This window comes from Kitasatospora sp. NPDC004289, assembly GCF_053602875.1.
This window is the reverse complement of sequence record NZ_JBSGEL010000076.1, coordinates 20,524-35,493: the sequence shown is the minus strand read 5'-3', so window position 1 is coordinate 35,493 and position 14,970 is coordinate 20,524. Positions and strand designations below refer to the sequence as shown.

General features: G+C 75.6%; 13 protein-coding genes. 2 read left to right on the top strand and 11 right to left on the bottom strand.

Features of this window, described 5'->3' with window-relative positions:
- Positions 1-136: 136 nt before the first annotated feature.
- From ACWEPF_RS33630 to ACWEPF_RS33610, 5 genes are all read right to left on the bottom strand, one after another.
- Positions 137-1,576 carry a hypothetical protein gene (locus tag ACWEPF_RS33630; RefSeq protein WP_452175570.1) on the bottom strand — a complete coding sequence of 480 codons (1,440 nt, stop codon included), beginning with the start codon at positions 1,574-1,576 and terminating at the stop codon, positions 137-139.
- On the bottom strand, positions 1,573-2,763 hold the full coding sequence (locus tag ACWEPF_RS33625) for a diaminopimelate decarboxylase family protein (protein WP_452175569.1): 1,191 nt from the start codon (positions 2,761-2,763) through the stop codon (positions 1,573-1,575). Before ACWEPF_RS33625 ends, ACWEPF_RS33630 begins: the two co-directional genes overlap by 4 nt.
- 68 nt (positions 2,764-2,831) lie before the next feature.
- Positions 2,832-2,996, bottom strand: coding sequence for a hypothetical protein (locus ACWEPF_RS33620; protein ID WP_345284082.1), 165 nt, complete (start codon positions 2,994-2,996; stop codon positions 2,832-2,834).
- Positions 2,997-3,084: 88 nt separating this feature from the next.
- The gene (locus tag ACWEPF_RS33615) at positions 3,085-4,236 is read right to left on the bottom strand and encodes a hypothetical protein (RefSeq protein ID WP_452175568.1); all 1,152 of its coding nucleotides are present in this window, start codon (positions 4,234-4,236) and stop codon (positions 3,085-3,087) included.
- Positions 4,233-4,430, bottom strand: coding sequence for a hypothetical protein (locus ACWEPF_RS33610; protein WP_452175567.1), 198 nt, complete (start codon positions 4,428-4,430; stop codon positions 4,233-4,235). The genes ACWEPF_RS33615 and ACWEPF_RS33610 overlap by 4 nt, the downstream gene beginning before the upstream one ends.
- A 315-nt stretch (positions 4,431-4,745) precedes the next feature.
- On the opposite strand from ACWEPF_RS33610, the gene ACWEPF_RS33605 reads away from it, so the two are divergent.
- Positions 4,746-5,060 (top strand): hypothetical protein, encoded by a 315-nt coding sequence (locus tag ACWEPF_RS33605; RefSeq protein ID WP_345284087.1) that lies wholly within the window; start codon positions 4,746-4,748, stop codon positions 5,058-5,060.
- A 7-nt stretch (positions 5,061-5,067) separates the two neighbouring features.
- Here ACWEPF_RS33605 and ACWEPF_RS33600 read toward each other — a convergent pair whose 3' ends face one another.
- Positions 5,068-6,162 carry an NADH:flavin oxidoreductase/NADH oxidase gene (locus ACWEPF_RS33600; protein ID WP_452175566.1) on the bottom strand — a complete coding sequence of 365 codons (1,095 nt, stop codon included), beginning with the start codon at positions 6,160-6,162 and terminating at the stop codon, positions 5,068-5,070.
- A 92-nt stretch (positions 6,163-6,254) separates the two neighbouring features.
- On the opposite strand from ACWEPF_RS33600, the gene ACWEPF_RS33595 reads away from it, so the two are divergent.
- Positions 6,255-6,608: an ArsR/SmtB family transcription factor gene (locus ACWEPF_RS33595; protein WP_452175565.1), complete on the top strand. Its 354-nt coding sequence runs from the start codon at positions 6,255-6,257 to the stop codon at positions 6,606-6,608.
- A 7-nt stretch (positions 6,609-6,615) separates the two neighbouring features.
- Here the strand turns inward: ACWEPF_RS33595 and ACWEPF_RS33590 are convergent, their stop codons facing one another.
- The 5 genes from ACWEPF_RS33590 to ACWEPF_RS33570 all read right to left on the bottom strand — a co-directional run bounded on the left by ACWEPF_RS33590 (position 6,616) and on the right by ACWEPF_RS33570 (position 14,878).
- Positions 6,616-7,308, bottom strand: a complete 693-nt coding sequence (locus ACWEPF_RS33590; protein ID WP_452175564.1) for a DUF6215 domain-containing protein — start codon at positions 7,306-7,308, stop codon at positions 6,616-6,618.
- Positions 7,309-7,367: 59 nt separating this feature from the next.
- Positions 7,368-7,547, bottom strand: a complete 180-nt coding sequence (locus tag ACWEPF_RS33585) for a hypothetical protein (protein ID WP_345284095.1) — start codon at positions 7,545-7,547, stop codon at positions 7,368-7,370.
- Between the two features lie 70 nt (positions 7,548-7,617).
- Positions 7,618-12,162 carry a hypothetical protein gene (locus ACWEPF_RS33580; RefSeq protein ID WP_452175563.1) on the bottom strand — a complete coding sequence of 1,515 codons (4,545 nt, stop codon included), beginning with the start codon at positions 12,160-12,162 and terminating at the stop codon, positions 7,618-7,620.
- A gap of 36 nt (positions 12,163-12,198) precedes the next feature.
- Complete coding sequence (locus ACWEPF_RS33575; protein ID WP_345284099.1) at positions 12,199-13,074, bottom strand: hypothetical protein; 876 nt, start codon at positions 13,072-13,074, stop codon at positions 12,199-12,201.
- Positions 13,075-13,345: 271 nt separating this feature from the next.
- Positions 13,346-14,878, bottom strand: coding sequence for a hypothetical protein (locus tag ACWEPF_RS33570; protein WP_452175562.1), 1,533 nt, complete (start codon positions 14,876-14,878; stop codon positions 13,346-13,348).
- Between the last annotated feature and the right edge of the window lie 92 nt (positions 14,879-14,970).

Genomic DNA, 14,970 nt, shown 5'->3' with positions numbered 1-14,970 from the left:
CCGACCAGCCAGGGCAGCGCGGCCTCGGCCGCCGCGCCGGCCAGCGCCAGCGCGGTGAAGGCGGACAGCGGTCGCCGCTCGTCCCGGGTGATCCGGGCGGTCAACTCCCGCAGCGGCGTCGAGGTCTGGGTGTCGCTCACGTCAGCCCCACCGGTGCCAGGTCGTAGGTCGCGCGCAGGTCCTTCATGGACTGGTGGTCTCCGATGTCGAGCAGCAGGTCGCAGAACAGGTCGAGCGAGGGGCCGCCCCGGGAGCCGGCCGCGAGCTTGAACAGCCCCTGGCCGGTGGCCGTGCGGGGCACGACGGTCTCGAAGCGGGTGGTGCGGAAGCCGAAGCTGTTGCCGTAGACGGCGGCCAGGCCGCGCCGGGCGACCTCGTGCCGGATCACGGCCAGCAGCAGGCCGTGGTCGGCGAGCGCGTCCTCGCGCAGCTCCACCACCACGAACGGGCTCTGGCCGCGCCAGGCGGAGGAGCCGAGCGCCGGGTGGGCGACGGTGCGGAACAGCGGGCGGGGCGAGGAGGCCAGCCGCTCGGCCAGGCGGGCGTTGTTCCGGTACACCTGCCCGGCGTGCCGTCGGGTCCAGGTCTCGTCCAGCAGGAAGGGCGCGTCCAGGGCGGCCACCGCCGGGGCGGCCAGGCCCTGGCCCGTGGTGGCACGGACCAGCCGCAGCGTCCCGGCCAGCCGGCGGGCCGTCAGCTCCCCGGTGTGCGAGCGGTGCTGGTGGATCTCCAGCACCCCGAGGTTGGCCACCTCCAGGCCCTGCTGGTCGAGCTTGAGGCCCGAGCGCACCTCGATCACCAGCGGGGCGCCGGCGGGCGAGGCCAGCGCCTTGAGCACGGCGGCCCGGGGCCAGGCCGGGGAGACCAGGGTGGTGTCCAGCACCACCACCGGCGGGCGGTGCGGGCCGCGCCGCCAGCCGTTCACCAGGGCGTTGACGTCCAGCACGTCCAGCGCCCAGTTGTAGCGGACCGGTTCGAGCAGCAGCACGTCCGGCGCCTCCGGCCCTTCGAAGGCCCCGGCCAACCGGCCGGGGGCCAGCCTGCGCGGGCGCAGGGTGGTGCCGGAGAGGTACTCCAGCAGCAGGTCGGTCTCGAAGTAGTCGCCCCAGAAGTCCAGCCGCAGCGGGCGGCGTTCGGTGGGGGCCAGCAGGTGGGCGAGCGACTGCACCAGGTGGGAGAGGGCGGCCATCCCGCTGCCGAAGGCCAGCACGGTGCGCTCCCAGCCCTCGGGCGGGCCGCTGCTGCGGCCGGCCAGCGCGCGCTCCACCGCCTCAGCGGGCAGGCTGCGCTCGTAGCCGTGCCGCAGCGGGGCGCCGCCGGGCAGGGTGCGCTCCTGGGCGAGGTCGGGCGAGCGCTGGAAGCGCTCGTCCATCCGGTGGCCCCGGCGCAGCAGCAGGGTGCGGACCTGACGGGACGCCAGCTCCAGCCGCCACTCGGCCTCCGGGCCCTCACCGGTCTCCTGCCGCAGCTCCCGCTCCAGCGCGGCCCAGACGGTGGCGTCCTCGGCGCCCTGCCCGGCGGCCAGCGCGGCCATCCCGGCCAGCAGCTCGCGCTCCAGCTCCAGCGCACCGCTCATCCGAGCTCCTCGACCTTCCCGTCGGCGAGCGCGTACTCGGCGGGCAGCGGCAGCAGGTTGAACCGCCGGGAGTTGGTCCGGGTGTACGCGCCGGAGGCGGTCAGCACCACCCGGTCCCCCGCCCGCAGGGCGGGCAGCGGGGCGGGGCTGCGACGGCCGAGCACGTCGGTGCCGAAGAAGTCGTTCTCGTAGAGGGTGTCCCCGGCCAGCAGGGTGGGGCGCAGCTCCTCGTCCTCGCGCGGGCCGGTCAGCGGGATGAGCTGGGGCCGGTGCCAGGGCGCGAAGTTCCAGGCGGAGCAGTCCACGGTGAGCACGTCGGCCTTGAAGTGCGGGTGGTCGCGCTCCGCCGAGCGGACGGTGGTGACCAGGTAGCCGTGCGGGGCGAGCACGGCGCCCCCGGGCTCGAACTGCAGGCGCACGGTGCGGCCGGTGCGCCGGGTGAAGTCGGCCAGGTCCTCGGCCACCTGCTGCCAGGTGCGCAGGGTGCGCAGGCGGTCGGTGTAGAGGCTGAAGAAGCCGCCGCCGAGGTCGATCTCCTCGACGTCGGGGTACGAGGCGGCCACCGCCAGCAGGTAGCGGAGCTTGTAGCGCAGGTGACGGGGCGTCATCTGGCCGGTGTGGGTGTGCAGCCGGGTGAGGCGGCAGCCGGTGCGCTCCAGCACCGCGCCGATCCTCGGGTCGGTGGCGTACACGCCGAAGCGGCTGCCGGCGCCGAAGGTGGTGGAGCCGTCCTCGATCGCCTCCGGCAGCGGGACCCGCAGCCGCAGGCCGACCGGGCCGCCGGGGCGGGCGGTGCAGAACTCGTCGAGCTGCTCGACCGAGCTCGCGTCCGGCACCACGCCGTGCTCCGCCAGCAGCGGCAGGTCGTCCGCCCGGAAGGACGGGCCGGTGGCGGTGATCCGGCGGAAGCCCGCCAGCACGGCCAGGGTGAGCTCGCCGACCGAGGCGACGTCGGCGCCCAGGCCCAGCGAGGCCAGGAAGGAGAGCACGCGCGGGGTGTGACAGGCCTTCAGCGCCAGGTTGAGCTCGGCGGGGCCGACCCCCTCGACGTCCGCGCGCAGCAGCTCGACCGAACGGCGCAGGTTGTCCAGGTCGTAGAGCAGCGCGGGCGAGGGCAGCCCGGCCAGCCGGGCCAGCAGGCCCTCGCCGGGGGCACCGATCAGCGGCTCGGCGTTGGTGGCGGGCATCGACGGCTCTCCAGGGGGTGGGTCGGGCGTGGGCCCGGCGGCGGCGCCGCGGCCGGGCCCACGCGTCATCAGTTGCCGGACGGGCGGGAGCCCGCGAGGACCGACAGGTCCGTGCGGATCACCCGGATGTCCGTCTGCATCACGTCGGCACCGGTGGTGCCCTCCTCGACCTCGACGTCGAACTCCGCGAAGACCTCCGACAGGGCCGACTCGAGCGCGGCGATGTCACTCATGCCACTACCTCCTCTCCAAGGACGCACTGCTCCCCCGCGGCTCGGGGAGACGGGACGTGGGACGCCGCGGTCGGTGGGGCGCCGCGGTTCAGGCGGCGTCGTGGGCGCCCGCGAGGGCTCCCGCGTGGGCGTGCAGGGCGGAGCCGTCCGGGAGCCGGAGCTCCCCGAGGGCCTCCACCGCGGCGGTCAGCCAGTGCGCCAGACGGTGGCCGTCCGGGCCGAGCTCGGCCGTGACCGGGCCGCCGTCGAGCGCGCGGGCGAAGTGGGCGGCGCGGGCCCAGGCCGTCACCGTCTCGGCCAGCGCGCCCTCGACCCGCTCCTCGTCGGGCTCGGTGACGGCCAGCCCCAGGTACAGCAGGGCCTGGTGGGTGTAGACGTGGAAGGCGGCGAAGGTCCGGTCGGCGCTGAAGTGCCGGGTGCGGCCGGAGCCGAAGGACCAGGGCACGCCCACCGTGGCGGACCGCTCGTCGTGGTAGTCGGGGCGGAACAGCGAACGGGCCAGGCTGATGTCGTTCAGCTTCTGGTGCAGGCACTCGTGCACCAGGAGCTCGGCGGCCAGCCGGTCCTGACGGAAAGTCTGCTCGGCGACGAAGACCACCAGCGGCGCGGCGTTGGTGTACCCGCTGTACGGCTGCTCGCCCCGGTAGGGCACCACCAGCCGGGCGGCGGACAGCACGTCCCCGGCCAGCCGGGGCAGGCCGCGGCGGGCCAGCGCCACGGCCCGGGCCCGGGCGCCCTCGGCCTGCGGGGTGACGGCGGCGGGGCGCGCCTCGACCGGGGCCCCGCCGACGGTCGTGGTGGCGGAGAAGAGTGCGAGGAAATGCCCGGTGATCCAGTGCCCGGGGCCGGTTCCGGGGAATTCCGGAGCGTTTTCCCCCTTCGTCTCCGAATCGGTTTCCAGCTCCGGATCCGACGACATTCTGGATTTCAGCGCGACGTACCGGGCGAGCGCTTCCCGCCCGTTCTCGGTGCGCCCGGCGCTGCATTCCCGCAGGGCCTCGTCGACGGCCGCCCGGCGCAGGCTCTCGGCCCACGGACGCTCCGTCGGGGCCACCGCCGCCGGGTCGGTGCCGGTGGCCCCGGCGCAGACCCGGGCGGCTCCCCGGTAGTAGGCGGCGGCGGTGCCGGCGACGGCGGCGCCGTCGCCGAGCGCCCCGGTGGAGAGGTGCTCCTCCACCCTGGCGTGCAGCGTCCGCCCCTCGGCCCGGAAGGCCGGGATCCTTGCCCCGGCGGGGCTCATGCCAGCAGTCCGCTCGCCCGCAGGGTGCTCAGCCGCTCGGCGACGATCCGCCCGGCCCGCTCGGCGCCGCCGGGCAGGCCGAGGGCCCGCACCCGCTCGGCGATCCCGGCGGCCGGCCGGCCGTCGCACAGCTCCAGCACGTACCAGCTCAGGCGGTCGAGCACCGCCACCCGGACCGGGGACTCGAAGAACACGAAGGCGGCCGAAAGATCGGCGAACGGTTCGAGAATCCATCCGGACGTCCGGGACGTGACCTCTGATTCCATGGTGGTTCCCCCGTTTTACTGGAATCGCTCCGGCCTTTCGGAGTGCCCCGAAGCTACTGCGCTCGCCAGGACCACGTCAACGGTCGCGCGCGGCCTTTCCGCCCCACCGGGGAAACGGGCATATGCCGGTCGCGAAGCGGAATGCGGACGCCTCCGGACGGAACCGGTGGAATGGCACCGGCCGGGCTGGGCAGGCTGTGGGAGCGGACGGGGGAGTCCGCTGATCCTTCGGAGGTACCCGGAATGCCAACTGCGCGTCGTCGCCGTCTGCCGGACGAGGTGCGGGCCGCCGCCGTGCGGGCGTGGATGTCCTTCTCGTTCACCCTGGTCGGCCTGATCGTCGCCACGCTCGCCTCGTACGCCCGCACCTGGCTGCTGACCCCCGCCCTGGTGGCGATGGCCGTCGGGGTGTTCGGCACCGCGTGGAGCCTGCTGGAGATCGTGATCTCCCGTCAGATCGCGGCCCAGCGGATGCGCGGCCCGCACGCCAACTCGCCGATGGCGGGCAGCAGGCAGCGGCGGCGCCCGGCCCGAGGGCCGGACGCCGCCGCGAGGTGAGGGTCCGTCAGCGCTTGCGCACGGTGTAGGCGTGCTGGACGGGGTAACGGGTCTCGGCGCCCAGCTCGCGGGCGGCGCGCTGCGGCCAGTACGGGTCGGCGAGCAGGGCCCGGCCGAGCAGGACCACGTCGGCCTCGCCCTCGGTCAGGATGCGCTCGGCCTGCTCGGGCTCGGTGATCAGGCCGACCGCGCCGGTGGGCAGGCCCGCGCCGTTGCGGATCTCGGTGGCGAAGCGGACCTGGAAGCCGGGGGCCGCCGGGATGTGGGCGTCGGCCACGTTGCCGCCGGTGGAGACGTCGACCAGGTCGACGCCGCGCGCCTGGAGCTCCTTGGCCAGCCGGACGGTCTCCTCCGAGGTCCAGCCCGGGACCTCCGGCTCCAGCCAGTCGGTGGCCGAGACCCGGAACAGCAGCGGGAGCTCGGCGGGCCAGACCGCCCGGACCGCGTCGGTGACCTCCAGGGCCAGCCGGGCGCGGCCGGCGAAGTCGCCGCCGTAGCCGTCGGTCCGGCGGTTGGAGTGCGGGGAGAGGAAGGAGTGGATCAGGTAGCCGTGGGCGCCGTGGATCTCCACGGTCTTGAACCCCGCGGCCAGCGCTCGGCGTGCGGAGTCCGCGAAGGCCGCCACCACGTCGCCGATCTCCTCGACCGTCAGCTCGTGCGGCTGCACGTGCTCGTCCGAGAAGCCCACCGCGGAGGGGCCGACCGGCTGCCCGCCGACCGAGCCCGCGGGCAGCGGCTTGCCGCCCAGCCACGGCCGGTCGGTGCCGGCCTTGCGCCCGGCGTGCGCCAGCTGGACGGCGGGGACGGCGCCGAGCGAGGTGATCAGCGCGGCGACCCGGGCGGCCTGCTCCTGCTGCCGGTCCGTCCAGAGCCCGAGGTCCCACGGCGAGATCCGGCCCTCGGGGCGGACCGCGGTGGCCTCGGTGATCACCAGACCGGCGCCTCCGGCCGCGCGGGCGGCGTAGTGGGCCAGGTGGAAGTCGGTGGCGGCACCGACCTCGGGGCCGTCCGCTGCGGCCGAGTACATGCACATCGCGGCCATCCAGACCCGGTTGGGGACGGTCAGCTCACGCAGGACGAGGGGCTCGAACAGGGCACTCACGGTGGCTCCTTCGACGGGATGGTGCTCGCTATTACGGTATCCCTCGTACTACGGCAGCTGTCAAACTACGACACTTCTCGTACTATGAACGCGTGACCGAGACCCGACTCCCCGAACCCACCCTGGCGGAGATCAAGCTCGCCGCCGTCCTGCACGCCCTCGCCGACCCGGTCCGCCTGCGGATCGCGGTCGAACTCGCGGACGGCTCCCACGAGATGGCCTGCCAGGCCTTCGCCCTGCCGGTGACCAAGTCCACCAGCACGCACCACTTCAAGGTGCTCCGCGAGGCCGGCGTGATCCGCCAGCACCGCCGCGGCACCTCGCGGATGAGCTGCCTGCGCACCGAGGACCTGGAGGAGCTCTTCCCCGGCCTGCTCACCAGCGTCCTGGCCGCCCACCGCACCGAGCGGGAGGCGCCCGACACGGCTGCGGCGGCGGAGGACTGACCCGCCGTCAGGCCTTCGGCGGCGCGGCGGTGTCCGCCACCCAGCCGGGCAGCGTGGGCAGCAGCTCGGTGGCGATCCGGCGGACCACGCCCTCGTCCACCGGCAGCGCGTCGTTGCGCCAGACCGTCAGCTGGTAGCTGCCACCGCCCCGGGACGGGCCCTTGGCCACCGCCAGGTTCTGGGCCACACCACCCGGGGCGGACTTCCCGCCGCCGCCGAACAGGTTGATCTCGATGCCGATGGTGCGCTCGGTGAAGGCGACCGCGCGGTGGCCCAGCAGGGCGCCCTCGGTCACCGAGGAGCCGAGGAACGCGGCCTCCGACGGGGACGCCTCGCGGTGGTCGGCCACCCTGACCCGGTACTGCCCCACCCTGGCCTCGGCCGCGTTGTTCTCGATCGCGACGCCGTCCACCGTCGAGGTGCCGCTCTCCGCCACCGCGAGCTGCTCGTCCGGCACGCCGAGCAGTGCGGGAAGGCCCGGCCGGATCAGCGCCGCGCAGAGCGCGGGGACCTCGGGGCCGTCGTGGGCGCGCGCCCCGGGGCACTCCGGCGCCTTGGGTGCGGACGCCTCCTTGTCCTGCACCAGCCAGACCCCGAGCAGCAGCGGAAGCGTCAGCAGCACCGCCGCCGCGACCTGGCCGACCACGCTCTTGCCACCGGCCCCGGTGCCCTTGGCGGGCACCCCCGTACCGTCCGTCATCCCGTCCCCCCGACGATCGCGCTTGCGAGCCGGGTGATCCTAACCCAACGGCGTACCCGTCAGTAGGCCTCTTCCTCCGGCTCGTGCGGGAGGTCGACGCCGTGGTGGGCGGCGATCCGCAGCAGGCCCCGGATGCGGCCGCGGTAGGCGTCCACCCCGTCGTCGTCGCCCTCCTCGCGGGCCCGGGCCAGGGCGAGGCGGGCCAGGGTCAGCTGCTCACGCAGTTCGTCCTCGAACACGCCACCAGCATGACACCCCGGGGCCCGGGCGGGGTGCTCCGCCGCTCGCTCCGCCCGGCCCCGTGCCGGATCACTCGGTCGGGCGCTTGAACATCCGGGTCGCGGTGATCTCGCCGTGGATCACCGGGGCGTCGGGTGCCTGCGGGGCCGGCAGACCCGGGCGCAGGTGCTCCTCCACCGAGATGTACTTCAGCCCGGCCCGCAGGTCGGCGTCGTTGCGCAGCCGGATGACCAGCGGGAACTCGGCCAGCGCGGTGGTGTCGAAGAGGCCGGTGGTGTAGATCAGCTGGACGCCGAGGGCGTCCGCCACCGCGCGCTGGAGCTCCAGCAGGTAGGTGGCGTTGGCCCGGCCGATCGGGTTGTCCAGGAAGAGCGTGCCGGCGTGCCGCAGTTGGGACTGGCCCCGGTCGTTGGCCCGCAGCGCGGCCATCGTGCAGTAGAGCGCGATGGCGGCGGTGAGCAGCTGGCCGCCGGAGAACACGTCGGACATCTGACCCACGCTCACCCGCTCGGCGCGCAGCACCGCGTCGGGCTTGAGGATCTCCACCGAGACGCCCTTGGGGCCGATCGCCGCCGCCACACCGCGCAGCAGCAGGGACATGCCGTCCCGCCGCAGGTCGCTGTTCTTCTTCACGGCGGCCCGGGTGGCCTCGTCGATCACCTCGCCGAGGCGCTCCACCAGGGTCGCGTGGTCCGGGTCCTCGAAGCGGATGCGCAGGAACTCCTGCCCGGACCACTCCCCAAGGCCCTCGGGCAGCCGGGAGAGCCGCTGGGCCGCGCGCAGCGTGGTCAGCGAGGACTCCACCAGGCCGCGCAGGCGGTCGACGATCGAGCCGCGGTTGCGTTCCAGCTGGGCCAGCTCGTCGGTGAGCACCCGCAGGCGCGGGGCGAAGGCGGCGGCCCAGGCGGCGGCGTGCTCGGGCAGGGCGGCGGCGGGCAGCTCGCGGATCTGCTGGCGGGCGGGGGTGCGGACGGCCTCGTAGCGGGCCGCGTTGGCGTGCCGGACCAGGGCGTCCGAGGCGTCCCGGACGGCGAGCTCACCCGCCGTCAGCTCGGCCGAGGCGGAGCGCAGGGCCCGGCGGGACTCGGCGGCGGCGGTGCGGGCCTCGGCCAGCGAGCCGAGGTAGGGCTCGACGGCCGGGGCCTCCTCCTCGCCGTGGTGGTCACGGAGGCCGTCGCGCAGCTGTCCTGACGCCTCGTCGAAGTCGGCGGCCGCCGACTGGGCCGCGTCCAGGGTGCGCTGGAGGTCGGCCAGCGCGGTGCGGGCGGTGTCCACCGTCTCGCGCCGCTCGGCGAGGCGGGAGGTGGCGGTGCGCAGCAGCGCCTGGGCGTGCTCGGGGTCGGTGGGGACGAGGTCCTCGGGCAGCTCGGTGTGCGCCTCGCCGGTGGCGGGGGCGGAGCGCTCGGCCTCGCCGCGCAGCCGGCCGAGCTGCTCGGAGGCGGTGGCGGAGCGGGCCTCGATGGTGGCGACCAGGCCCTCGGCCCGGGCGGCGGCGGCCTGCCGGGCCGGGCCGTCGGCGCCGTCCGGGCTGGCCAGCAGCTCCTCGGCCCGGGTGCGGACCTTGTTGGTCAGGCGGTCCAGCTCGGCCGCGGCGGCGGTCTCGTCGCCCTCGGCCCGGGCCTGCTCGGCCCGCAGGTCGGCGCCGACGCCGACCTTCTCGTACAGCTGGGCGGCGGCCCGGTAGGCCTCGCGCAGCGCGGGCAGCGAGGCGGCCACCTCGGTGATCTGCTCGGTCTCCTCGACCACCGAGAGCTCGGCCCGCTCGGCCCGCAGGGTGCGGACGGTGCGGCGGGCGTCGTCGGCGGCCCGCTGGGCGGCCCGGCGGTCCTCGTCGCAGGTGCGGGCGCGCTCGGCGCAGACCGCCTGGCGGCGGTCGCACTCGGCGGCGTCCTCGGCCAGCTCGCGGCGGCGGCGGGCCCAGTTCGCCCGCTCGCGCAGCCGGAAGGCCAGGCCGGCCAGCGCGTCGGCGCGGCGGCGGGTGCGCTGGGCGGCCTCCCGGCGCTCCTCGTACGCGGAGGCCGCGGCCAGCTGGTCGGTCTCGGCCTCGTCGTGCTCGGCCCGCAGGGTGGCCAGCTCGGCGGAGGCGGTCTCGGCCTGGGCGGCGGCGGCCAGGGTGGCCTCGGTCAGCTCGGCCAGGGTGCCGGGCGGGCACTGCTGGAGCCAGGAGGCCAGCCGGCCGCCGAGCGCGCGGTCCCCGCCGAGCCGGGCGGCCAGCTCGCGGATGTGCTCCTCACGGGCGGTGGCCCGGGCCCGCAGCTCGCGGCGCTCGTCGTCGGCCGCGCCCTCGTTGTGCATGGCCGGGTTCGGCGGCACCAGGAAGAACGGCGGCTCGTCGGCCAGCGGGGCGATCAGCGCGGCGGCGGTGCCGACCGCCACCGTGGAGCGGGGCAGCAGGGCCGCGGTCTGCAGCGCCTCGCGGGCCCGGTCCAGGGACTGGGGGTCCGTCACCACGACGCCGTCCACCAGCTCGGGGCGGGCGGCCAGGATCGCCTCGTGGTCGGCCGGGTCCACCGACTGGGCCAGGTAGCGCCAGCCGGGGAGGGCCGGGATGCCCTGCTCGCCGAGGAACTCGACGGTGGCCAGCACGTCCGGGCCGGGCGGCAGCAGGCCGCCGTCGCCGAGCGCGGCCAGGATCCGCGAGTCGTCGGCGGCGGCGGTGCGCAGGTCGAAGAGGGTGCGCTCGGCGGTGCTCACCGCGGTGTCGAGCCGCTCCTGCAGCTCCTCGGCGTTGGCGTCCAGCAGAGCGGGCGTCAGGTGGCCCTCGGTCTCCTCGCCCTGGTAGGGCTGGAGGCCGAGCAGCTCGGCCAGCCGGGGCTCGGCCGCCAGCAGGGCGGCGGTGCGCTGCTCGGCGGAGAGCGCGCGGTGGGCGTTCTGGTACGCGTCGCTGGCGCGGGCGGCGGCCAGCTCGGCCTTGGCCTCCAGCGCACCGGTCTCCCGGGCCCGGGCGGCGGAGCTCTCGGCGGCGGCGCGGGCCTGGTCGAGGGCGGCGGTGGCCTCCTTCTCGGCGTCCGCGGCGTGCAGCGCGGCCCGGGCCGGGTCGGGCTCCTCCGTCCCGGCGTCGATCCAGCCGGCCTCCACGGCGGCCTGGGTCTCCTGCTCGACCTCGGCCAGGCGCTGCTCCAGGTGGCCCGACTCGGAGCGGGCCTTCTGCGCGGCGGTCGCGGCGGCGGTGGCCTCGGCCTGCGCCCGGCCGCCGTCGGCCTGCAACTCCTCGGCCCGGGCCTCCTCCTGATCGGCCCTCAGCTCGGCGGCCCCAGCCGCGCTCTCCAGCGCCCGGGCCAGCGCCCCGGCGGCCTTGGCGCGGGCGGCCAGCGCGGGGGCCGCGTCCAGCTCGGCCTCCCGGATGGCGACCGCGACCCTGGCGACCCGGTCGGCGGCGGCGCGGTGGCGCAGCACCGCCTCGGCGGCCTGCCAGGCGGAGTACAGGGTGCGGGCCTCGGTCAGCTCGCGGCGCAGCGCGGCGGCCTCGGTGGTGGCGGCGGCCAGGCCGAGGGTGGCGTGGCGGTGCGTCAGCTCGGCGGTGATCAGCGAGTGCCGGGTGCGGTCGCTCTCGGCGGCGGTCACCGCGCCCGCGGCGGCGGCCACCTCGACGGCCAGGTCCTGGGCGCGGTCCCGCTCGGCGGCGGCCCGGACGGTGAGGGCTTGGGCGAGGCGGCGGGAGCGGCGCTCGGCGGTGCGGTGCAGCTCGCGGACCGACTCGCGGGCGGCGGTGGAGTCGACGATCCGCTGGAGCAGGTCGAGCGAGCCGGCGGTGAACTCCCGCTCGGCGGTCAGCTCGGAGCGGCGGCCCAGCTTGGCGGCGAAGCCGTGGACCAGGTCGGCCAGGCCGTCGGTGTCCCGGGTGTCGGTGACGGCGCGCAGCAGCAGGTCGGTGAAGTCGGAGTCGTGCTTGACCGCGAAGAGGCCGGCCGCCTCGCCCTCGTCCGCGTTCATCTCGCGCTGGTAGCGGAACAGCTCGGGGTCGAGGCCGAGCTCGCCGAGGTGCTCGTTCCACCGGTCGTGGATGTCCTCGAAGACCAGGTCCAGGTGCGGGGCGGCCTTGCCGGCCTCTGTCATCGCGTCCCGGAAGCCCTTCATGGTGCGGCGGCGGCCGCGGGCCTTCTGGTCGCCCGCGAGGCTGACCCGCTCGGAGACCGGGAGCGAGTCCAGCGTCAGGCCGAGGCCGGGGCGGAAGGAGTACCAGGACTCGGCGAACTTGCGCGGGTCGGAGGAGACCTGACGGCCCCTCCACTCGCTGACCTTGCCGACCACGATCAGCTCGCCGGTGACGGTGTGCTGCCACTCCAGGGCGACGTGACCGCAGTCGTCGGCGAGCAGGAACTTGCGCAGCACGCCGGAGCTGGCGCCGCCCAGGGTGTTCCGGTGGCCCGGGAGCATGACGGAGAAGATCAGCTTGAGCAGGACGGACTTGCCGCCGCCGTTCTCCAGGAACAGCACGCCGGCCGGGGCGGGGCGGCGCTGCGGGCCCTCCGGCTCCTCGCCGAACAGGCCGATCTGCTGCGGCCTCGGCTCGGCCACCGGCTCACCGACGCCGCGCAGGTCGAGCACCGTGTCGGCGTAGCGGGCGCCGGCCGGTCCGATCGAGTACAGGCGGACCCGGTTGAGCTCGTACATGTGCGGCGGTTCTCCAGATGACGGTGGATCAGTGGATCAGAGGCTGTGGAACGGCAGGCCGGCGTCCGCGACCAGTTCCTCGCTGTGGTCGGCGGGGAGCAGGGTGGCGGTGCCGTCGGTGACCGCGACCACGCCGAGGTCGAGCAGCTCGCCCATCGCGGCGCCGCCCGCCAGGTCGCGGACCTGGAGCTGGTAGCGGGCCGTGGTGCGGTAGGTGCCGCCGGCGTCGTCGGAGGTCTTCTGCAGGAAACCGGAGTCGACCAGGAAGAGCACCGCCTTGGAGACGATGCCGATGGTCGAGCCGGAGAGGCGGCGGGCGTCCTTGGTGGCCCCGGTCGCGGAGCGCCGGGCCCAGACCCGCCAGGCGGCTTCGAGGCCGGGGGCGTCGGAGGTCGGGTCGGTGTTGTCCCCGGCCGCCTCGGCACGCTCCTCCAGCCGGCGGCAGGCCTGCCGGACGAAGGCGTCCACACCGTTGACCGTGATCCGGCCCAGGTACGCGTCGTCGGCCAGGTCCTCCGGGCGGGGGAAGGCCATCGCGGCGGTCGCCAGATGGGCCAGGCCGTGCAGGAAGCGGTCGGTGGCCTCGCCGGCGGCGCGGCGGGAGTAGTCGCCCATCCGGACCGCGAAGAGCGAGTCCTCGGCGGCGGCCACCGCCATGCCGGCCCGGGGCGAGACCTCCAGCACGACCAGGCCGAGGCCCGCCGCGACGGCGTCCGCGAGGCGGGCGAAGCCCGGGTCCTCGCGGTGACGGCGGATCAGCTCGGCGTACTCCGCGTCGCGGGCGGGCAGCAGCTTGGCCTGGAGGCCGAAGGAGACCAGGCGGGCGGCGTCGGCGACGTCGGCCGGCGTGAGGCTCGCCGCGGGCGCCGGCGCCGCGGGCTCGTCCTCGGTCTCCCAGGACTGGTCGGTCATCACGGGTGGTACTCCTTGCACGGGTGGATCGCGGCGGCGCCGGGGAAGGTGGTCACACCAGGGGCGCGGGGAACTGCGCGGGCTGGGAAGGCACGGGTCCGTACGCCGCCGACGGTGGGGCGTTGCCGTTCGGTGAGCGGGGACAGGTCAGGGCAGAGGCGGCAACTGACTGCGCGTCGTCGACTACGGCTCTGATGCCTGCCGCTGCGCGCCCACGCGGCGGAGCCGCACATGTCAGAGCCTCGCGCCCCTGGGGCGCTGCCCGGGTGCCTCACCGTTCTTCCTGACGGTCCGCGGCCATGCCGGCGGCGTCGAGGAGGGCGCTGCCGACGATGAGGTCGGCGCCGCCGAACTCGGGGTCGTCGAGGCGGGTGCCGTCGTCCACCGCGAAGAGCAGCCGCTCCTCGCCCTGGCGGTAGGCCGTGCCGACCGGCGGGCTGGCCGCGTGGACGGCGAGCAGGGCGACCAGGTAGGGCAGGTCGGGGTCCTTGAGGCGGGCCTCGGCGAGCAGGCCGGAGAGGCGGCGGGGAGCGTCGGCCGGCAGGTCGAGCAGCTCCAGTGCAGCCTCCAGCTGCTCGTCGGAGAACCGGCTGTCGTCGGGGGTGGCCACCAGGTCCGGGTCGGGCAGCTCCGCGCCGAGGTGCTCGCGCTCGACCGGCGGGGTGAGCAGCAGGTCCACCAGGTCGGTCATCCGCACTGAGACGGGCGTGCGCAGGCCGGTGCCGCGGGCGAAGAACGCGTCGGTGGGCCGGGTGGCCTGACTGACCGGCAGCTCCAGCAGCGGGGCGAGCAGCTGCCCGTACAGGTCGATGCCGCTCCGGGCGGAGGGCGCGGCGAAGGCCTGCCGGTCCTGCTCGGCGCGGAACAGCGGACCGGCCTCCAGCAGGCGGGTCTGCAGCTGGGTGTGGCGGCGGATGCAGTCCTTGACGATGTCGACCAGCTCGGCGGCGCGCCGCTTGTGCTCCGGGTCCTCGGCCTCGTCGCGGGCCTTGCGGATGTTGGTGAGGATGGCGTTCTCGTGCCGGTAGCGGTCGGCGATGTGGCCGAGCGCCTCGTCGATCAGGTCGGGGACGGCCTGCATCCAGTCGACCGCGCGGACGTTGCGCCGGGTGGCGTCGAGGGCGCGGCGCAGGGTCTCGGCGTACTGGACGGTGCGGTAGCGGGCCTGCTCGGCGGCGAGCTGGGCATCGGCCAGGCGGCCGCGGTTGATCAGGACCTCGAGCTTGACCTCGGCGGCGATCTGGGCCGAGGTGACGTCGGTGTCGAGGGCGCCGACCAGGACGTTGACCGCCTCGTCGGTGGTGCGCAGGTAGACCCCGCCGTCCGGGCCGGGGACCTCCTCGATGAGCTTGAAGTCGTAGTCGCGGCGGACGTAGCTGCCGTCGGAGCCGAAGGTGCCGTAGACGGCGCGGAAGCCGCGGTCGACGCTGCCGACGTTGATCAGCGACTCCAGCACCCAGCGGGCCACCCGCTCGTGCTCGGCGGTGGCGCGGGCCGGGTTCTGCGCGGCGACCCGGGGCAGCATGCGGGCCAGCACTATGTCGCGGTCGGCCCCGGTGTCGAAGTCCATGTTGAGCGTGACGAGGTCGATCGCGGCGAGGCCGACCTCGGACATCGCGTAGGAGCCGTACTCGCCCGCCAGGTTGACCTTGCGGTTCTCCAGGTCGTGGAGGGGGGCGGTGCAGGCCAGCGCCTTGAGCCGACGGGCCAGCCCCTCGTCGGCGGCCGGGCCCGGGGCGGGGCGGGCGGCACCGGGGGCGGGCGGCCGGAGCACGGGCTCGGTGGGCTGAACTGCGGTGGTCACGGTGGACAAGGTTAGAGGCTGATGCCGACAAGGTCCGAAACGTCCCTCCCGGGAGGGCCGGGAACGGCCCCAGGAAGCGAGTTGAACATGTT

Excerpts from the sequence above, each read along its gene's own strand:
- ACWEPF_RS33605 (WP_345284087.1), top strand. The coding sequence starts at position 4,746 with ATGCCAACTGCGCGTCGTCGCCGTCTGCCGGACGAGGTGCGGGCCGCC.
- ACWEPF_RS33630 (WP_452175570.1), bottom strand. The coding sequence starts at position 1,576 with ATGAGCGGTGCGCTGGAGCTGGAGCGCGAGCTGCTGGCCGGGATGGCC.
- ACWEPF_RS33620 (WP_345284082.1), bottom strand. The coding sequence starts at position 2,996 with ATGAGTGACATCGCCGCGCTCGAGTCGGCCCTGTCGGAGGTCTTCGCG.
- ACWEPF_RS33575 (WP_345284099.1), bottom strand. The coding sequence starts at position 13,074 with ATGACCGACCAGTCCTGGGAGACCGAGGACGAGCCCGCGGCGCCGGCG.
- ACWEPF_RS33625 (WP_452175569.1), bottom strand. The coding sequence starts at position 2,763 with ATGCCCGCCACCAACGCCGAGCCGCTGATCGGTGCCCCCGGCGAGGGC.
- ACWEPF_RS33590 (WP_452175564.1), bottom strand. The coding sequence starts at position 7,308 with ATGACGGACGGTACGGGGGTGCCCGCCAAGGGCACCGGGGCCGGTGGC.
- ACWEPF_RS33580 (WP_452175563.1), bottom strand. The coding sequence starts at position 12,162 with ATGTACGAGCTCAACCGGGTCCGCCTGTACTCGATCGGACCGGCCGGC.
- ACWEPF_RS33615 (WP_452175568.1), bottom strand. The coding sequence starts at position 4,236 with ATGAGCCCCGCCGGGGCAAGGATCCCGGCCTTCCGGGCCGAGGGGCGG.